Below are 20,303 nucleotides of genomic sequence, written 5' to 3' on the forward strand. Positions count from 1 at the left end.
AACATGGCGGACCAGGACCTGACGGGCGGAAGTGGCAACGACATCGCGATCATCGGCATGTCCGGGCGGTTCCCCGGCGCGGCGAATGTGAGGGACTTCTGGCGCAATCTGCTCGACGGCGTGGAGTCGGTCTCCCGCCTGTCGCCGGAGGCGCTGGAGACTTCGCCGCTGGTGCCCGAAGCGCTGCGGAGACACCCGGACTTCGTGCCCGTGGCCGGAGTGATGGAGGGGGCGGACACCTTCGACGCCGACTTCTTCGACGTGCCCCCACGCGAGGCGTTGTGGATGGACCCGCAGCAGCGGGTGTTCCTGGAGTGCGCCTGGGCCGCGCTCGAGGATGCGGCCTATGACCCGACTCGCTACTCGGGGAAGATCTCCCTGTACGCGGGCGCGGCCCCGTCGCTGCACACGTTGGGCATGTTGGGACAGGGGCAACTGGACCCGGCCTCGCTGTACGAGGTGATGGGCACGTCCGGCGAGAACCTGGCCACCAAGGCCTCCTTCAAGCTGAAGCTGCGTGGCGAGAGCCTCGCCGTCTACACGGCATGTTCCACGGGCCTGGTCGCGGTCCACATGGCCTGTCAAAGCCTGCTGCTGCGCCAGTCCGACATCGCGCTGGCGGGCGCGGTGCGTATCTCCTTGCCGCAGCGCACGGGGTATCTCTTCCAGGAGGGGATGATTCTCTCCCCCGACGGACACTGTCGTGCCTTCGACGCGCGCGCGGCCGGCACGGTGCCGGGCAATGGCGTCGCGGCGGTGGTGCTCAAGCCGCTGGCGGATGCGCTGCGGGATGGAGACCACATCCATGCGGTCATCCGAGGCTCCGCGCTGAACAACGATGGTGGCCTGAAGGTGGGTTACACGGCGCCCAGCGTGGAAGGGCAGGCGGATGTCATCGGTGAGGCGCTCGCCTATGCGGGACTGACGGCGGACGACATCGGCTACGTCGAGGCGCACGGCACTGGCACCGCGCTGGGAGACCCCATCGAGGTCGCGGCGCTGACCCGCGCCTTCCGGCGGGACACGGACCGCAAGGGCTTCTGCGCGCTGGGCTCCGTGAAGACGAACATCGGCCACCTCGATACGGCGGCCGGACTCGTGGGGCTCATCAAGACGGCCCTGGTGCTCTCCGAGGAGGTGATGCCTCCCACGCTCCACTTCACGTCGCCCAACCCGGCCATCGACTTCGCGAGCAGCCCGTTCTCCGTCGTCGCGGAGAAGCGCGCCTGGCCGCGCGGAGACGTGCCCCGGCGCGCGGGCGTGAGTTCGTTCGGCATTGGCGGCACCAACGCGCATGCGGTGCTGGAGGAGGCGCCGAAGAAGGAAGCCTCGGGCCCGAGCGCTCGGCCCGCGCAGCTCATCACCCTGTCCGCGCGCACCGCACAGGCGCTCTCCGCGTCGGTGCGTGAGCTGGCGGAGTGGCTGGAGACGGCCCCTGGGAACATGTCGCTCGCGGACGTGGCCTTCACGCGCAACGTGGGGCGCGGTGGCTTCGAGCATCGGCTCGCGGTGGTGGCTGGGGACCGGGCGGAGCTGCTCGCGCGACTGCGGACTCCCAGCAACGGGCGCGTGCTGGAGGATGTGGCGGCGGCGCGCGAGCGGCGCGTGGCCTTCCTGTTTCCGGGGCAGGGCGCGCAGTCGCTGGGGATGGGGCGCGAGCTGTACGGCGCGGAGCCGCTCTTCCGCGAAACGGTGGACACCTGTCTGCGAGTGCTGGGGCCCTCGCTGGAGCAGGTGCTGCGAGACGTGCTGCTTCCGGGCCCGGGCGCGGAGGCCGCGGCACGCGAGGCGCTGGGAGACCCGCGCCATGCGCTGCCCGCGCTGTTCTGCGTGGAGTACGCGCTGGCGAAGCTCTGGGAGTCGTGGGGCATCCAGCCGGGAGCGCTGCTGGGACACAGCTTCGGCGAGTACACGGCGGCCTGCCTCGCGGGCGTCCTGCCGTTGGAGGACGCGCTGACTCTGGTTGCGGCGCGCGGTCGGCTGATGTCGAAGCTGCCCCCGGGAAGTATGACGGCGGTGGGCTGCGCCGAAGAGGTGGTGCGTCCGTTGCTGACGGGAGCCCTCGCCCTGGCGGCGGTGAACGGGCCCGAGCGGTGTGTGGTATCGGGACCGACGGCGGAGGTCGAGGCCCTGGAGCGGGAGTTGGTGGCTCGAGGCGTCGGCGTGCTGCGCCTGGCCGCCGGGCACGCCTTCCATTCGGAGGCCGTGGAGCCGCTGCGAGAGGAGCTGTCGCGCGTGGTGGCGGGCCTGCGGCTCTCCGCGCCCCGGGTGCCGTATGTCTCCAGCGTCACGGGCACGTGGATTCGTCCGGAGGAGGCGACGGACCCCGCGTACTGGGCGCGTCAGATGCGGGCCCCGGTGCGCTTCGGGGAGGGACTGGAGACGCTGAAGGAGGGCGGCTTCACGCTCTTCCTGGAGGTGGGACCGGACCAGGCGCTCACGGCGCTGGCGCGACTGGGACTGCGCGGACACGGAGGGCGAGTGGTGGCCTCGCTGCCTCGGGCCGACTCGAAGGTGGGGGAGTACGGCGTGCTCATGGCGGCCCTGGGCGCGCTGTGGGAGTCCGGGCTCGAGCCCGACTGGAAGCGGGTCTACGCGAACGAGCAACGCCACAGGGTGTCGCTGCCCACGTATCCGTTCCAGCGTCGGCGCTTCGCGCTGGATGCGCCCAAGGTGCTCGCGACGACGACTGCCGCCACCGTTGCGCCCGCACTCGACACCAGCGGCGCGGAGTCACCCGAGGTGATGGACGTCCCCGCGGACAAGGCGGGACCGCGAACAGATGTGGAGCGGGGCGTGCTCGGCATCTGGCGCGAGCGGTTGGGGCGCTCGGACTTTGGCATCCACGACGACTTCCTGGAGCTGGGTGGAAACTCGCTGATGGCGGCACAGATGCTCACGCGGCTGCGTGAAGCCTTCCCCGTCCAGCTTCCGCTCAGTGATTTGTTCGAGGCGCCCACCGTGGCGGGCCTGGCCGCGCGAATCCAGACGCGACTGGGGACCGAGGGACTGTCCGCGAAGGACGGTGTCCTGCCGCCGCTCGTGCGGGTTCCTCGGGATGGGGTGCTGCCTTTGTCGGTGGTGCAGGAGCGGGTCTGCGCGCTGGAGCAGGCGCTCCCAGGCAATCCCGCGCTGAACATGTCCGTGGCCCTGCGCCTGACGGGCGTGCTCGACGTGTCGGTGCTGCGGCGAAGCCTGGAGGAGGTGGTCCGGCGTCACGAAGCCCTGCGCACGTCGTATCCGCTCGTGGACGGTCGGATGGTGCAGCGAGTCTCTTCGGAGGCGCGCGTTCCCCTGGTCATCGACTCCCTCGATGAGATGGCGGAGGAGGCGCGCGAAGCGGAGTGGCGACGGCGGGTCTTCGCGGAGATGTCCCAGCCGTTCGACGTCGCCCACGGGCCGGTGGTTCGCGCGCGACTGTTGAAGCTCTCGGCGCGGGAGCACCTGCTCGTCATCTCGGTCCATCACGTGGTTTGCGACACGTGGTCCCTGGTGGTGTTCAGCTCGGAGCTGGGCGCGCTGTACGGCGCCTTCAAGCGGGGGGAGTCGTCGCCGCTTCCGGAGCTGGCGATTCAGTACATCGACTATGCGGCCTGGCAGCGGAAGTTCCTGGAGTCGGGGGCCTCCACCGCGCAGGCGGCGACGTGGCGTGAGCGGTTGGCGGGCATGCCCGGGCCGCTGGACCTGCCCGTGGACCTGCCGCCTGGCGTGGGGCCCGCGCTCAGCGGAGTCCGACGCGGCGTCGGCTTCTCGGCGTCGTTGACGAGCGGCATCCACGCCCTGGCGCGGCGAGAGGGCGTCACGGCCTTCATGGTGTTGCTCGCGTCCTGGCAGGCGCTGCTGGCGCGATGGGCGGGCCGCGACGACATCATCGTGGGCACGCCCATTGGCAATCGGAATCGTCCGGAGCTCGAGCCGTTGATTGGCTACGTCGCGCATGCGGTGCCCCTGCGCACGGACCTGTCGGGTGACCCGACGTTCCGCGAGCTGCTCGGGCGCGTGCGCGATGTCACGCTGGACGCGTACGCGCAGCCGGACGTCCCCTACGAGCATCTCATCCGGGAGGTGGAGCCCACGCGGAACCCGGGCCGCGAGCGCGTGTTCGATGCGCTCTTCGTCCTGCATCCCCGGTTCGATGCGGTCCTGGATGCTCCGGATCTGCGGATGCAGTTGGTGGAAGTCGAGGAGGGGCCGCCGCGGTTCGGCGCGGTGCTGTCGCCGTTGTCCGTGTCGATGGGTGAGGATGCTGGCGGTTTCGCGGGCACGCTCGACTACGCGGTGGAGCGGTTCGCGCCCGAGACCATCGACCGGCTGCTGTCGCACTGGACGGTATTGCTCACCTCCGCGCTCGCGGACCCGGGGCAACCGCTGTCCGGACTGCGTCTGGAGGCCGAGGGCCAGGAGGCGCTCGCGCGCGTCTCTGCCGCTGACTTGTCGGCGCCGCCGAGCACGGTCTCCGCGTTGCTGGAGTCTCGTGCCACGCGGGCTCCGGATGCGGTGGCTGTGTCGACGGAGGGCCAAGGTGACTTCACGTGGCGCGCACTGCGCGCGGAGTCGCGCCGGCTTGCGTCCGAGCTGCGTGCGAAGGGCGTGGGCCCCGAGGTGCTGGTCGCGCTCTGTCTTGAACCGTCCGTGGAGCGCGTGGTGGCGCTCTGGGCGGTCCTGGAGGCGGGCGGCGGCTACGTGCTCCTCTCCACCCCCCAGCTCAGGGAACTCGCGGCCCTCGCGCCTGCTGGTGGCCCACCGCCCTTGTTGCTGACGCACGAGCGGTTGCACACGAGCGTGCCGTTGGACCCGGCTCGGGTCATCTCCGTCCGCGCGCTCTCCACGCTGGCGGTGGAGGGAGGCCTTACGTTGGATGCCTCCGCCTCGCGAGGCTCAATGGAGTCCTCGGCTGAGACCCTGGTCTGCCTGGAGTCGCTGGTTGGACCGACGGGAGCGCGACTGCGTGCCATGCACACGGTGCGCACGGTGGATGCGCTGTTCCGGCGCCTCGACTCGAATGCCGAGGTGAAGGAGGGGACCTGGCTGTCGGCGGAAGAGGCGGGGGCGCCGGGGACGGGACTGGAGTTGCTGTGGGCGCTGACGCGAGGCCTGCGCGTGGTGCTGCCGTCGGAGCGTGCCCGCCTCGTGCTGGCCACTTCGAGCGGAGCGGGCACACGGCCTGGGCCCGACTTCAGCCTGTCGTTCTTCGCCAACGACGAGGACTCGCTGGGGGGACGCAAGTACCGCTTGCTGATGGAGGCGGCGAAGTACGCCGACGCGCAGGGCTTCTCGGCGGTGTGGACCCCCGAGCGGCACTTTCATTCCTTCGGAGGGCTCTACCCCCGCCCCGCTGTCGTCGGCGCGGGCGTGGCCACGGTGACGGAGCGGCTGGGGATTCGCGCGGGCAGCGTGGTGCTCCCGCTGCATGACCCCATCCTCGTCGCGGAGGAGTGGTCGGTGCTGGACAACCTGTCCAACGGCCGCGTGGGTGTGTCGTTCGCATCGGGCTGGCATGCGAATGACTTCGTCTTCGCGCCGGACCGGTACGCGCGGCGCAAGGAGGTCATGTTCAAGGGCATCGAGGAGGTGCGCACGCTGTGGCGTGGCGGCTCGGTGCTCCGGCGCAACGGCGCGGGTGACGAGGTGGAGGTGTTCCTCCGTCCGCGTCCCGTCCAGAAGGAGCTTCCGTTCTGGCTCACGGCGGCGGGGAGCCCGGACACGTTCCGCATGGCGGGTGAAATGGGGGCGTACGTCCTCACGAACTTGATGGGGCAGAACCTGGAGGACCTGTCGTCGAAGGTGGCCCTCTATCGCGAGGCCTGGCGGCAACACGGTCATCCAGGGCGGGGACACGTGAGCCTCATGCTCCACGCATTCCTGGGCGAGGACGAGGCCGAGGTCCGCCGCCGCGTGCGCAAGCCGCTGCTCGAATACTTCCGCAGCTCCGTGGACATCCTTCAGGCCTTCGTGGCCAGCCTGGGCCTCAAGGGAGACTTCCGCTCGCTGACTCCGGGGGACATGGATGCCCTGCTGGAGCACGGGCTGACGCGCTACGTGGAGGATGGGGGCCTCTTCGGAACCCCGGACACGTGCGGGCCGGTGGTGGAGCGCGTGAAGCGCCTGGATGTGGATGAAGTGGCCTGCCTCGTGGACTTCGGCGTGGAGGTGGAGGCGACGCTCGACTCGCTCCAGCAGTTGGATGTGCTGCGGCGGCGACATGCGCCGCTGTCCGCGTCGCCCGTGCCCACCGTGACGCTCCACGAAGGGCCGAGCGCCGCCGAGGCGTTGTTGTCCCTGGTGCGCCAGACGGGCGCCACGCACCTGCACCTCACGGCGACGCTCGCCAAGGCCCTGTCGGAGCTGCCCTCCGCCGCCGAGGTCCTGCGTCCCGTGCGGCGCGTCTTGCTGGAGGAGGCGAAGGGAGAGGTCGCGGACGCGCTGTCGCGTGCGCTGCCGGTCGAGGTGTCGCGCCGGGACCCGCTGCTCGGCCTGGGGGCGTGGACGCGGTCCGGGTCTGCTTCACCTTCGTCGAAGGAGCCCCTGTCCTGGGACGTGGTGGATGCGCGAGGCCGCTCCGTGCCCACGGGTGTGGTGGGCGAGCTGGCGGTGCTGGGCGATCAGGCGCCACGCGGCCTCTGGAATGCTCCGGCGTCCGCCGCGCTCCGGCTGCTTCCGGACGGCGGCGCGGGGCCTCGCCTCGCGATGGGGCGCAGGGCGCGCCGCCACCTGGATGGCTCGTTGGAGTTGCTGCCTCCGCTGCCCGTGTCGTCACGTCGTCCGACCCCGCCCCGCGTCGTGGCGCAGTCGAACGGCGCCGCTCGGCGCGAGGGCCCTCCGCCCATTCCACACGTCTCCCGCGAGCGCCCGCTGCCGCTCTCGTTCTCGCAGCAACGGCTCTGGTACATGGACCGGTTGGAGCCGGGGAATGTGGCCAACAACAACGCGGTGATGCTCGCGCTGACCGGCACGCTCGACGTGGCCGCGCTGGAGCGCGCGATCAACGAGGTGGTGCGTCGCCACGAGGTCCTCCGGACGACGTTCTCGATGTCCGACGCGGGCGGAGTGCAGCACATCTCCGCGGCGCTCGAAGTGCCCCTGCGGGTCTTCACGATGGATGCAGGGGACGCCCGGGGAGTGGACGGCTGGGCGCGGGACGAGGCGCGCAAGCCCTTCGACCTGGAGACGGGGCCGCTGCTGCGGGCTTCACTCCTGCGCGTCCGCGAGAACGAGGATGTGCTGCTGATCGTCATGCACCACATCGTCTCGGATGGCTGGTCCCTGGGCGTGATGTTCCCTGAGCTGGCGAGCCTCTATGCCGCCTTCCTCGCGGGCCAGCCGTCTCCACTCCCACCCATCACGGTGCAGTACGCGGACTACGCGGCCTGGCAGCTCGAATGGATGCGAGGCCCGGAGCTGGCGGCCGAGCAGGCCTGGTGGAGCGACGTGCTGGCGGACGTCCCCGTGCTCCGGTTGCCCACGGACCGTCCCCGGCCTCCGGTGCAGACCTATCCGGGCGCAAGACTGCCCCTCTCCCTCTCCCGGTCTCTCACGGACGCGCTGGTGTCACTGGGTCGGCGAGAAGGCGCCACGCCGTTCATGGTGTTGATGACCGCGTGGCAGACGCTCCTCCACGCGTACACCGGGCAGCATGACTTCGCGGTGGGCACTCCCGTCGCTGGACGCAACCGACCCGAAATCGAGCCGCTCATCGGCTGCTTCATCAACTCCATCGTGCTGCGCGCGGACCTGTCCGGAGACCCCACCTTCACGGAGCTGCTGGGCCGCGTGCGCCGCGCCTCGCTGGGGGCCTTCGCCCACCAGGAAGTGCCGTTCGAGAAGCTGGTGGACGCGCTCCATGTGGCTCGCGACCTGAGTCACACGCCCATCTTCCAGACGATGCTCGTGCTGCACAACACGCCGCCCATCGAGCTGACCATGGCCGGTCTGCGCTTGAGCAGCCAGGCCGTCCACACGGGGGCCACGAAGCTGGACCTCATGCTGGAGTTGGTGGAGTCGAAGGAGGGGCTGTCCGGAGGCATCGACTACAACACCGACCTCTTCGACGCGGACACCATCCACCGACTCTCGGGGCACCTGCTGCGACTGCTGGAGCAACTGGCCGCGCATCCGGAGCGACGCCTGTCCCAGCTCTCCGTGCTGTCCGAGGATGAGCGTCACCAGCTCCTGACCGAATGGGCCACTGCGCCCTCGCGCGAGTCGACGGCGGGCGAGACGGTGACCGCGTGCTTTGCGGCGCGCGCCTCCTCCGACCCCGACGTCGTGGCGGTGGACGACGGCACCCGCCGACTCACCTACCGCGAACTCGATGCGCTGTCCGCGCGCCTCGCTGGTGCGCTGAAGGCGGTGGGCGCGGGCTCGGGGAACATCGTCGCGCTCGCGCTCGCGCAACCGGCCGACGTGGTTGCGGGCCTCCTCGGCATCCTGCGTGCGGGCGCGGCCGTGGTGGTGCTCGACCTGGAGCATCCCTCCGAGCGGCTGTCCGGAATCATCGAGGATACCCAGGCGCATGCGGTGGTGACGTCCGGAGCGTGGCTGGCGCGTGTGCCTTCGCGAGAGGGCATGGCGGTGGTGACCCTGGAGTCCCTCCCGACGGGTGCAAGCCCGCTGCCCTCGGAGCCCCAGCCGCACCAGGCCGCGTGCATCGTCTACACCTCGGGCTCCACCGGGAAGCCGAGGGGGGTGGTGCTGGAGCACCGCCAGCTCGTCTCGGCGACGCGGGCACGACAGCAGGTTTATGGCGCCCCCGGAGTCGTGTTGTCCCTGGCGCCGTTCACCTTCGATGCCTCGCTGGCGGGGTTGCTCTGGTCGCTCTTCGAGGGTGGCACGCTGCGCTACCCGGACGTGGAGGACCGCGAGGACCCGAGGAAGCTGGCGGAGCTGGTGGCCAGGGATCGCGTGACGCACCTTATCTCCGTGCCGGCTCTCTACGCGGAGGTGCTCGCGGCGGCGCCAGCGGGAGGATTGGTGGGCCTGCGCGCGGTGAGCGTGGGCGGAGAGGCCTGCACGCTCGAACTGGCGCGCGCGCATCACGAGGCCCTGCCGTCGGTGCCGTTGTTCAACGAGTACGGTCCGACGGAGGCGACCATCTGGAGCACGGTGCATCGTGTCCGGCGGGACGAGCAGGGACATGTGCCCATTGGTCGGGCCGTGCCGGGTGCCCAGGTGTACCTGCTGGATGCCCGAGGTGGGCTGGCGCTGCCTGGCGCACCGGGCGAGCTCCACGTGGGTGGCTCCGGCGTGGCGCGAGGGTACCTGGGCCAGCCCGGGCTCACCGCCGAGCGCTTCGTGTTGGACCCCTTCGACACGCGACCGGGCGCGCGCATGTACCGGACGGGAGACATGGCCCGCTGGCGCCGCGATGGGAGCTTGGAGTTCCTGGGCCGCGCGGATGCGCAGGTGAAGGTGCGAGGCTTCCGCATCGAGCCGGGTGAAGTGGAGGCCGCGCTGCTCGCGAATCCCGAGGTGCGGGAGGCGACGGTGGTGGCGAGGGCGGAGGGGAGTGGGCCCCGTCGGCTCGTCGCCTATGTCGTGGCGCGGAGTCCCGGAGAGGTCGAGGCGCTGACCTCGGGCGCGCTGAAGTCGTGGCTGCTCTCCCGCCTGCCGCCCTACATGGTGCCGTCCGCCTTCGTCACGCTTGCCGCGCTGCCTCGTACGCGTCACGGCAAGGTGGACGCGCGCGCGTTGCCGACACCGGAGGCCCAGCCGTCGAAGGCCTCGAGCGCGGAGGACGCGGTGCCCCGTACGGAGGTGGAGGCGCGCCTCGCGGAGCTGTGGCGGCAGGTCCTCAACGTGGAGCGTGTGGGCATCCACGACGACTTCTTCGAGCTGGGCGGCGACTCCATCCTCGGCTTGCAGATTGTCACCCGTGCGCGGGCGGCGGGTCTGGAGCTGTCTCCGAAGCAGCTCTTCCAGAACCCCACCGTGGCGAGGCTCGCGACGGTGGCGGGAACACGGCTCGCGGTGCAGGCCGAGCAGGGACCCGTGGTGGGCCCGGTGGCGCTCACGCCCATCCAGCACTGGTTCTTCGAGCTGGGGCTGGAGGAGCCGCACCACTGGAACATGTCGCTGATGTTCGAGGCGCGGGCCGCGCTCGACGCGCCGCTGCTGGAGCGCGCGCTGGCGCGGGTCGTCGAGCACCATGACGCCCTGCGGTTGCGTTTCGCCAGGAAGGAGGACGGCTGGCATCAGACGTCCGTGGCGCCGGGCGTGTCGGTGGAGGTGGCGCGCGTGGACCTGTCGACCGTGCCGCCGGAGGCGATGGGGCTCGCGCTGGAGCGGTGCGCCCTGGAGCTTCAACAGTCCCTGCGCCTGGAGGCGTCGCTCGTCCGGGGTGTGTTGCTGGAGCGAGGTCCCGGACGTCCGGCGCTGCTGATGCTGGCGGTCCACCACCTGGCGGTGGACGCGGTGTCCTGGCGAATCCTCCTGGAAGACCTGGCGACGGCCTACGCGGAGCTCGCCGAGGGCGGCGCGGTGCGACTGCCACCGAAGACGACCTCCTTCCAGGTGTGGGCTCGGGGCCTGGAGGCACTGGCACGTTCGGAGAAGCTGCTCGCGGAGCGCGCGTGGTGGCTGGAGCGGCCCTGGTCCGAAGCCGCGCGGCTGCCGAGGGATTTCCCTGCGGGCATCAACACCGAGGCCACGGCTCGCCGGGTACAGGTGTCGCTGGATGCGGAGCAGACGAAGGCGCTGCTGCACGACGTGCCGAAGGCCTGGCACACGCAGCCGCAGGACCCCTTGCTCACCGCGTTGGCGCAGGCCCTGACGGCCTGGACGGGACGGAGCGTCGCGCTGGTGGACGTGGAAGGGCACGGCCGTGAAGAGGTGCTGCCGGGCGCGGATGTCTCCCGCACGGTGGGGTGGTTCACGCGTGTCTTCCCGGCGCTCCTGGACCTCCGCGACGTGCAGGGGCCCGGCGAGGCCTTGCGCGTCGTGAAGGAGTCGCTGCGCGCGGTCCCGTCGCAAGGCATGGGCTGGGGGCTGCTGCGCTACGTGGCGAAGGACGCTTCGTTGGCGGCGCTCCCTGTCGCGGAGCTTGGCTTCAACCATCTGGGACAGGTGGATGGCATCGTCGGTACGGGAGGCCCCTTCGGACTGGCCCCGGAGAGCGACGGGCTGAGGCAGCGCGCGGACAGCTCGCGGCGGCCGTACCTGCTGGATGTGACGAGCGTGGTGCGCGAGGGCCGGCTGGAGGTGACGTGGACCTTCAGCGAGGCGGTGCACCGGCGAGAGACGGTGGTGGGTGTGGCGGAGGACTTCGTGGCGAGACTGTTGGCGCTGGTGGCCGCCTCGCGAGCGCCCGACGCGGGGGGACATTCTCCGTCGGACTTCCCGCTCGCGAAGGTGAAGCAGTCGCAGCTCGACAAACTGGCGGCGCGGTTCGGAAAGAAGACGCGATGAGCGACAACATCGAGGACCTGTACCCGCTGTCGCCTCTGCAGGGCGGCATGCTCTTCCACGCCATCGCGGAGCCAGGAGAGGGGCTCTACTTCAACCAGCTCGTCTGTGAATTGCGGGGACAGCTGGACGTGGACGCCTTCATCCAGGCCTGGCGGGGCGCGGTGGCGGCGCATCCCGCGCTGCGCACGGCGCTCGTCTGGGACGACGTGGACGAGCCGGTGCAGGTGGTGCTGCGAGAGGTGGAGTTGCCCGTGCGCGTCGAGGACTGGCGCGACCTGTCGGCGGACGCCTTCGAGGCCCGACTGTCGACCTTCCTGGAGCAGGACCGGCGTGAGGGGTTCGACCTGTCGCGCGCGCCGTTGATTCGACTGACGCTGCTGCGAAGCGCCGCCGATGCGTACCGCTTCGTCTTCAGTCACTCTCACTTGGTGCTGGATGGCTGGTCCGTGCCGCTGGTGGTGCGGGACTTCTTCACGCTGTACGAAGGCTCGCTCGCGGGGCGGTCTCCGAGGCTCGTCTCGCCTCGTCCGTTCAGCGACTACCTGGGGTGGCTGGCCGAGCACGACCTGAAGGACTCGGAGGACTTCTGGCGCCGCGAACTGGCCGGGGTCGATGAACCCACGCCGACGGGCGAGGGGGCGGGGGAGGGCACGGGGCGAATCACGCGCACCCGCCATCTGTCGGAGTCCACCACCGCGGCGCTCAACACCTTCGCGCGTCGACACGGGCTTACGCTGAGCACCCTGGTGCAGGGCGCGTGGGCGCTGGTGCTGGGACAGCTCTCGGGCGCCGAGGACGTTATCTTCGGCACCACGGTCTCCGGTCGTCCTCCGGACCTCGCGGGCGTGGAGGACATGGTCGGGTTGTTCATCAACACCCAGCCCGTGCGAGTGCGCTGGTCCCAGGACCTGACCTGGTCGACGTGGCTGCGTCGCATCCAGGACACGCAGGTGGAGGCGCGCCAGCACGAGCATGCGCCCCTGGTGAAGGTGCAGCGCTGGAGCAACGTCCCCGCGGGCACCTCGCTCTTCGACACGCTGGTCGTCTTCGAGAACTACCCGCTGGATGCCGCGCTCACGTCCTCCGCTCGGGCGCTGGAGGTGCGCGACGTACGGGCCAGGGAGGCGGACCACTTCGGCCTCACGTTGATCTCCACCTCGGGCGCGAAACTTCCGCTGCTCCTTCGCTACGACCAGACCCGCTTCACGCAGGCGTTCGCGGATGCGCGACTGGAGCGGATGGTCCTCGTGCTGGAGGCCATCGCGGCGCGGCCGGAGGGGCGACTGGGGGAGCTGTCCCTGTTGTCCGGCGCGGAGCGGCACCAACTCCTGGTGACCTGGAACGACACCCGCGCGGACTTCCCGGAGCAGGCCACCGTGCATGGCCTCTTCGAGGAGGCGGTGTCGCGCACCCCGGACGCGCTGGCCGTGTCGATGGGAGATGTGCGCTGGAGCTACCGCGAGCTGGACGCGCGGGCGAATCAGCTCGCGCACCACCTGCGCGGCCTGGGCGTCCGGCGAGGAACGCTGGTGGGCCTGTGCTTCCGTCGCTCTCCAGACATGGTCGTGGCGCTGTGGGCCGTCCTGAAGGCCGGGGGCGCGTATGTGCCCATCGACCCGGCCTGGCCGTCGACACGGGTGTCCTTCCTCCTGGAAGACACCGGTGTGCCGGTGGTGCTCACCGAGGAGGTGCTCGCGGACGCGCTGCCGGCGACCTCGCAGTTCCTCCTCTGCCTGGACACGGACTGGGCGCGCACCGCGGGTCGCGAGCCCGTGACGCCGCCAGAGCCACTGGCCGGAGCCGGAGACCTCGCGTACCTCATCTACACGTCTGGAAGCACGGGGCGACCCAAGGGGGTGATGGTCGAGCACCGGGGCGTGGTGAACTACCTGACCTGGGCGCAGCGGGCCTATGGGCTCGCGGAGGGCAGCGGCTCGCCGGTGCACTCGCCGCTGTCGTTTGATTTGACGGTGACGAGCCTGGTGGCGCCGCTGGTCGCGGGGCGGCCGGTGGTGCTGGTGCCGGAAGACGTGGGCATCGAGGGACTGGGTGAAGCCCTGCGCGCGGGCAACCACTTCAGTCTGGTGAAGCTGACGCCCACCCATCTGCGCATGCTGGCCGCGCAGCTTCGTCCCGAGGAAGCCGCGGGACGCACGCGGGCCTTCGTCATTGGCGGTGAGGCGCTGACGGCCGAGGGCATCGCCTTCTGGCGCGAGCACGCGCCCGACACGCGCCTCATCAACGAGTACGGCCCCACGGAGACGGTGGTGGGCTGCTGCGTGTACACGGTGAGCGCGGCGGACCCGGTGAGTGGTCCGGTGGCCATCGGTCGGCCCATCGCGAACACGCGCCTTTATGTCCTGGATGCGAGCCTGGGCCCGGTGCCGGTGGGCGTGGTGGGAGAGCTGTTCATCGGTGGCGCCGGCGTGGCGAGAGGCTACTGGCGGCGGCCGGAGTTGACGGCGGAGCGCTTCATTCCGGATGCCTTCGGTACGGAGCCGGGGGCGCGGCTGTATCGCACGGGAGACCGCGTGCGCTGGCGCGCGGATGGACGCCTGGAGTACCTGGGCCGCGCGGACTTCCAGGTGAAGGTGCGCGGCTATCGCATCGAGCTGGGCGAGGTCGAGTCCGTGCTGCGGACACACCCCTCGGTGGGCGACGCGGTGGCGGTGGTGCGCGAGGACGTGCCCTCCGGCGCGAGGCTCGTGGCGTATGTGGTGCCCTCCGGCGCACAGCGACCGGAGTCCTCCGCGCTGCGCGAGTTCCTGGAGGAGCGGCTGCCCGAGTACATGGTGCCCGCGGCCTTCGTCGTGCTGGAGGCGTTCCCGCTGTCGGACAACGGGAAGGTGGAGCGGCGAGCCCTGCCGGCACCGGAGCTCACGGTGGTGGAGCGGACCGCCGAGATCGCACCACGTGACGCGAAGGAGGAAGCCCTCGCGAGCATCTGGGCCCAGGTGCTGGGGCGTCCCCAGGTCAGCGTGCACGAGGACTTCTTCGAGCTGGGGGGTGACTCCATCCTCGGCATCCAGGTCATCTCTCGCGCCGCGCAGGCGGGGTTGCACCTGAGCGCGAAGCAGCTCTTCGACCATCCGACGGTGGCGCGGCTGGCCGCGGTGGTGTCCGAGGCACCCAGGGAAGTCATCGCCCAGGGGCCCGTGACGGGTCCGGTGGAGTTGACGCCCATCCAGCGCTGGTTCCTCGCGCGCGAGCTGTCGGGGGCGCACCACTTCAATCAAGCCCTGCGCTTCACGCTGCGCGAGCGGATGGTGGCCGCGCATCTGGACCGAGCCCTCCAACTCGTGCGCGAGCACCACGACGCCCTGCGCCTGCGCTTCACGAGGGACGGGCAGGGCGGCTGGCATCAAGAGCTGATGGGGCTGGAAGGAACCCTGCCGCTGGAGACGGTGGACCTCTCGCGGTGCGCGCCGGGGGCTCGGAGTGCAGAGGTGGAGGCGTACTCGGCGCGGGTCCAGGAGCGCTTGAAGCCCTCCACGGGAGACGTCGCGCGAGCGGTGCTCTTCGACCTGGGGCCGGAGGTGCCGCAGGAGTTGTTGCTCGTCATCCACCACCTGGCCGTGGATGCCGTCTCGTGGCGGGTGCTGCTGGAGGATCTACTGTCGGCCTACCAGCGGCTTCGCGCGGACGAGCCCGTGCGACTTCCCGCCAAGACGCTGTCCTACCAGTCCTGGGCCTCGCGCCTGGTGGAGCATGCGCGCACGCCGTCCGCGCGGGAGGAGGCGACCTTCTGGCTCGGGCTCCCCTGGGAGCGGGTGGGCTCGCTTCCCCGTGAGGTGGAGGGAGGTGTCGCCAACACGGAGGGTGCTTCGCGTCTGGTGGAGGTGACGCTGGAGCCCGGGGAGACGCAGGTGTTGCTCCAGGACGTGGCGAAGGCGTTCCGCGCGAAGCCGGATGAGCTGTTGCTGGCCGCGCTCGCGCACGTGCTGCGTCGCTGGACGGGGGCATCGTGCGTGCGGGTGGAGATGGAGGGGCACGGGCGCGAGAACCTCTTCGGAGAGGTGGACCTCTCGCGCACGGTGGGCTGGTTCACCAGCCTGTACCCGGTGCTGGTGGAGTCGATGGGGGATGGGCCCGGGGCGTGGGTGCGAGCGGCGAAGGAGGCCGTGCGGCGCACTCCGTCGAAGGGCGTGGGGTTCGGTGTGCTGCGCTACCTGTCGCCGGACCGGGCGCTGCGCGAGCGACTGAGCGCCTTGCCCGTGCCGGAGGTGGGGTTCAACTATCTGGGGCAGTTCGACAATGTGCTGCCCGCCACGGCGCCGCTGCGCTTGTCGGAGGGCTCGGCGGGGCCCACGCACGCGCCAGAAGGGCTGCGCGCGCACCTGCTCGACGTGGACTGCGCCGTCAGCGGCGGCCGGATGCGGCTGATGTTCACCCATGGCTCGGGGATTCATCGGACCGAAACCGTGGAGAGGCTGGCTCACGCGCTGCGAGCGGCCCTGCGGGAACTCATCGCGCATGGGACGTCCGAGGACCCGCGTGGACTGTCACCTCTGGACTTCCCCCTGGCGAAGCTGGGGCAGGGTGCGCTGGAGGGGCTCGCGGACCGGCTGGCCTCCCAGGGACAGCGGCTTCGCGACGTGGAGGACCTGTATCCCTTGTCGCCGTTGCAGCAGGGCATCTTGTTCCACCACCTCCAGGAGGACGAGACCCAGCCCTACTTCAACCAGATCGCCTTCGAGCTGGATGGCGTCCTCGATGTGACGGCGCTGACGGAGGCGTGGCGGCAGGCGGCACAGCGCTTCACCATCCTGCGCACGGCGTTCTTCTGGGAGGGATTGGACGCGCCGCTGCAGGCGGTGATGCGCGACGTGGAGCCCACCGTCTCCGTGGAGGACTGGCGCACGGTGCCTCGGGAGGAACTGGAGGCCCGGGTGTCGGCCTTCTTCGTGGCGGACCGTCGGCGCGGGTTTGAACTCTCCGTCGCGCCGCTGTTCCGGCTGGCGCTGTTTCGCACGGACGAGCGCGTCTGGCGCGTGGTGTTCAGCGTCACGCACCTGTTGCTGGATGGCTGGTCCACGCAGTTGGTGACGCGGGACGTGTTCACCCGGTACGAGGCGCTTCGGCGTGGAGTGACGCCGCCGCGGGGGGATGTGCGGCCCTACCGGGACTTCATCGCGTGGCTGGAGGGGCAGGACCAGGGCGCCGCGAGGGACTTCTGGCGCAAGGCGCTCGTGGGCTTCGCGGAGCCCACGCGGTTGAATGTGGGAGGTGTGCCTCGGAGACAGGGGGAGCGGGGGGACGAGGAGGTGCGGCTGGGAGCGGAGGAGACGTCGGCGTTCGTCGCCTTCGCCCGGCAGCAGGGGCTCACACCGGGCACGTTGCTGCAGGGCGCCTGGGCGGTGCTGCTGGGGCGCTACAGCGGCGGCGATGACGTGGTCTTCGGTCTGACGGTCTCCGGACGGCCGCCCGAGCTTGCTGGCATCGAGAGCATGGTGGGCATGTTCATCAATGCCATCCCCGTGCGCGTGCGGATGCCCGCCTCACGGCCCGTGGGGCCGTGGCTGAAGGAACTGCAGTCGTGGTTGCAGGAGGCGCGTCAGTACGAGTCCTCTCCGCTGGTGGAGGTGCGCCGCTGGAGCGAGGTGCCTTCGAGCGAGCCGCTGTTCGAGAGCCTCGTCATCTACGAGAACTATCCGATGGAGGCGGGGCTCTCCACGCCGTCGGATGAGCTGGTGGTGCGCAACCCCACGTCGATGGAGGTGGACCACCACCCGCTGACGTTGATGGCGCTGCCGGGACACGAGCTGGTGCTTCGGCTGACCTATGACGCAAGGCGCTTCGGCGCGACGGGGGTGCGGCGGATGCTGGCGCACCTGCGTCACGTGTTGCGCGAGCTGCGTGAGAAGGTGGAGCGGCCGTTGTCGGAGTTGGCGTTGCTCGACGTGGAGGAGCGACGACAGGTCCTCACCGAGTGGAATCCCCTGGCGCGTGATGCACATGTGCCCGTGGCGGTGTTCCGTCCGGTGGAAGCCCAGGTGGCTCGGGTTCCCGAGGCCATCGCCGTCACCGATGGGACGCGGGCGCTGACCTATGCGGAGCTGGAGGCTCGGGCGAATCAGCTCGCGCATCACTTGGCGGAATTGGGAGTTTCCGTCGGGAGCAAGGTGGGCCTGTGTCTGGACAAGAGCCTGGACCTGGCCGTCGCCGTGCTGGGCACGCTCAAGGCGGGGGCCACCTATGTGCCGTTGGATCCGCGCTATCCGGTGGAGCGACTGGCGTTCATGCTGGAGGACTCGGGCGCCGTCGTGGTGCTGAGTCACTCCCGGCTGGGCACGGTGTTGCCGGTGGACTCGCGCGCGCGTCGCGTGTTCATGGACCTGGAGTCCGAGGCGCTGGCGCGTCAGCCGACCCGGGCTCCTGCTCGAGAGGCTCCTCCGGAGTTGGCGTGTTACGTCATCTACACGTCGGGCAGCACGGGGCGGCCCAAGGGCGTGGCGCTGTCGCATCGTGCGCTGTCACATCTGCTGACGTGGCAGCTCGAGCGGTCCGTGAATCCCACGGCGACGACGCTGCAGTTCGCGGCGCTCAGCTTCGATGTGTCCTTCCAGGAGATGTTCTCCACCTGGTGGGCCGGTGGCACGTTGGTGCTGCCCTCGGAGGACGTGCGTCAGGATTTGTCAGCACTTCTGACGTTCCTGGACCGGCACGCGGTGGAGCGCCTCTTCCTGCCCTTCGTGGCGCTTCAAGCCCTGGCGGAAGTCGCGGTCCAGAGCCCGACGGTGCCCAGAGCGCTGCGCGAAGTGGTGACCGCGGGTGAGCAGCTCCAGGTGACGCCCTCGCTGGTCGCGTTCTTCGAGCGTCTCCCCGGGTGCGTGCTGGAGAATCAATACGGGCCATCGGAGACGCATGTCGTCTCCGCGCACCGGTTGCGGGGGGCGCCTTCATCGTGGCCGCGTCTTCCGTCCATCGGCGCGCCGCTGCCGCACTGTCAGCTCTATGTGTTGGATGCATGGGGACAGCCCTGTCCCGTGGGGATTTCGGGCGAGCTTTTCATCGGTGGCGCGCATCTGGCGCACGGGTATGTGGGTCGGCCGGAGCTGACGGCGGAGAAGTTCGTTCCGCATCCGTTCAGCGAGGTGGCTGGAGCCCGGTTGTACCGCACGGGAGACCTGGCCCGATGGACGGCGGAGGGGACGGTGGAGTTCGTGGGCCGCCTGGATGGTCAGGTGAAGCTGCGAGGCTTCCGCATCGAGCTGGGCGAGGTGGAAGCAGCGCTCCGTGCCGCGCCGGGTGTTCGCGATGCGGCCGTGGTGGTGCGTGAGGATGTTCCTGGGGACCGGAGGTTGGTGGGGTACGTCGTCCTCTCGGAGCCGGAGGGGGCGAAGCGGGAGGCTCTGCGCGCGCATGTCGGGGCACATCTGCCCGAGTACATGGTGCCGTCCACGTTCGTGACGCTGGACGCGCTGCCGCTGACGCCGAGTGGCAAGGTGAACCGCAAGGCGCTGCCCGTGGTGGATGCGGGGCGCGAGGGCGTGAGTGCCTATGTGGCGCCGCGCACCGCGACGGAGGACTTGCTGGCGGGGCTCTTCGCGGAGGTGCTCGGGCTCGACAGGGTGGGGCTGTACGGCCACTTTTTCGAGCTGGGAGGCCACTCGCTGCTGGCCACGAGGGCCATCTCCCGGGTGCGGAGTGCGTTTGGTATCGAGCTGCCGCTGCGCGAGCTGTTCGAGGCTCCGACCGTGGCGGAGCTCGCGAGTCGGGTGGATCGACTGATTCGAACGGGGGCTGCACAGGTGTCGCCGCCGTTGGTGCCAAGGGAAGGCAAGAGTCGGCCGCCGAGGCTGTCCTTCGCGCAGCAGCGCCTGTGGTTCCTGGACCAGCTCGAGCCGTTGAGCGCTTCGTACAACGTGCCTGGCGCGGTGCGGATGACGGGGCCGTTGAACCGGGATGCGCTGGCTCGAACGTTCCAGGAACTCGTTCGGCGTCACGAAGCGCTGCGCACCACATTTCGAAGTGTGAACGGCGTCGCCGTGCAGATCGTCGCGCCGGAGTCACCGGTGGTGTTGCACGACGTCGATCTGGAAGGGCTTCCCGAGGAGCGCCGCGAGGCCGAAGCACGTCGTCACGTGGAGCAGGCCGTGTTGCTTCCGTTCGACCTGACGGTGGGGCCGCTGTTGCGAGTGACGCTGGTGAGGCTGTCAGCGGAAGCACATGTGTTGGTGGTGGTGCTGCACCACATCGTGTCGGACGGGTGGTCGACGGAGGTGTTGGTGAGGGAGGTGGCGGCGCTCTACGAGGCGTACGCGGCAGGCAAGCCGTCACCGCTGGGCGAGTTGCCGGTGCAGTACGCGGACTACGCGGAGTGGCAGCGAGGGTGGTTGCAGGGAGAGGTGCTGGAGCAGCAGGTGGAGTACTGGCGGAGGCAATTGGAGGGAGCGCCGAAGGCGTTGGAGTTGGTGACGGACAAGCCGAGGCCGGCGGTGCAGAGCTTCCGAGGGGCCATGTTGGAGAGGCGGTGGCCGAAGGAGCTGTGGAGGAAGGTGGAGGAGGCGAGCCGGAGGGAGGGAGCGACGCCCTTCATGGTGTTGCTGGCGGCGTACCAGGTGGTGCTGGCGAGGTACGCGGGGCAGGAAGAAGTGGTGGTGGGGTTTCCGATAGCGGGACGTACGCACGCGGAGACGGAAGGGCTGATTGGGTACTTCGCGAACACGTTGGTGCTGAGGGGGCGAGTCCGCGAGGAGGAGAGCTTCCGGGAATTGGTGGGGAGGGCGAGGGAGGTGACGTTGGGTGCGTACGCGCACCAGGACGTGCCGTTCGAGAAGTTGGTGGAGGAGTTGGTGCCGCGGAGGGACATGAGCCGCAGTCCGCTCTTCCAGGTGTCGTTGACGTTGCAGAACACGCCTGGGGTGGAGGTGAAGCTGGGGGAGGGGTTGGTGCTGAAG

2 protein-coding genes are annotated in these 20,303 nt (G+C 70.1%); both read left to right on the top strand.

Features of this window, described 5'->3' with window-relative positions:
* Positions 1-3 precede the first annotated feature (3 nt).
* On the top strand, positions 4-11,403 hold the full coding sequence (locus tag HR086_RS11525; protein ID WP_174465621.1) for a non-ribosomal peptide synthetase/type I polyketide synthase: 11,400 nt from the start codon (positions 4-6) through the stop codon (positions 11,401-11,403).
* Positions 11,400-20,303, top strand: an 8,904-nt coding sequence (locus HR086_RS11530; RefSeq protein WP_174465622.1) for a non-ribosomal peptide synthetase, incomplete at its 3' end; no start/stop codon positions are given. The genes HR086_RS11525 and HR086_RS11530, both read left to right, overlap by 4 nt.

Origin of the sequence: Myxococcus sp. CA039A (assembly GCF_013336645.1) — a bacterium.
GTDB lineage: Bacteria > Myxococcota > Myxococcia > Myxococcales > Myxococcaceae > Myxococcus > Myxococcus llanfairpwllgwyngyllgogerychwyrndrobwllllantysiliogogogochensis.

Bases quoted from the DNA above. Each gene is read 5' to 3' on its own strand.
- HR086_RS11525 (WP_174465621.1), top strand. From the start codon at position 4: ATGGCGGACCAGGACCTGACGGGCGGAAGTGGCAACGACATCGCGATC.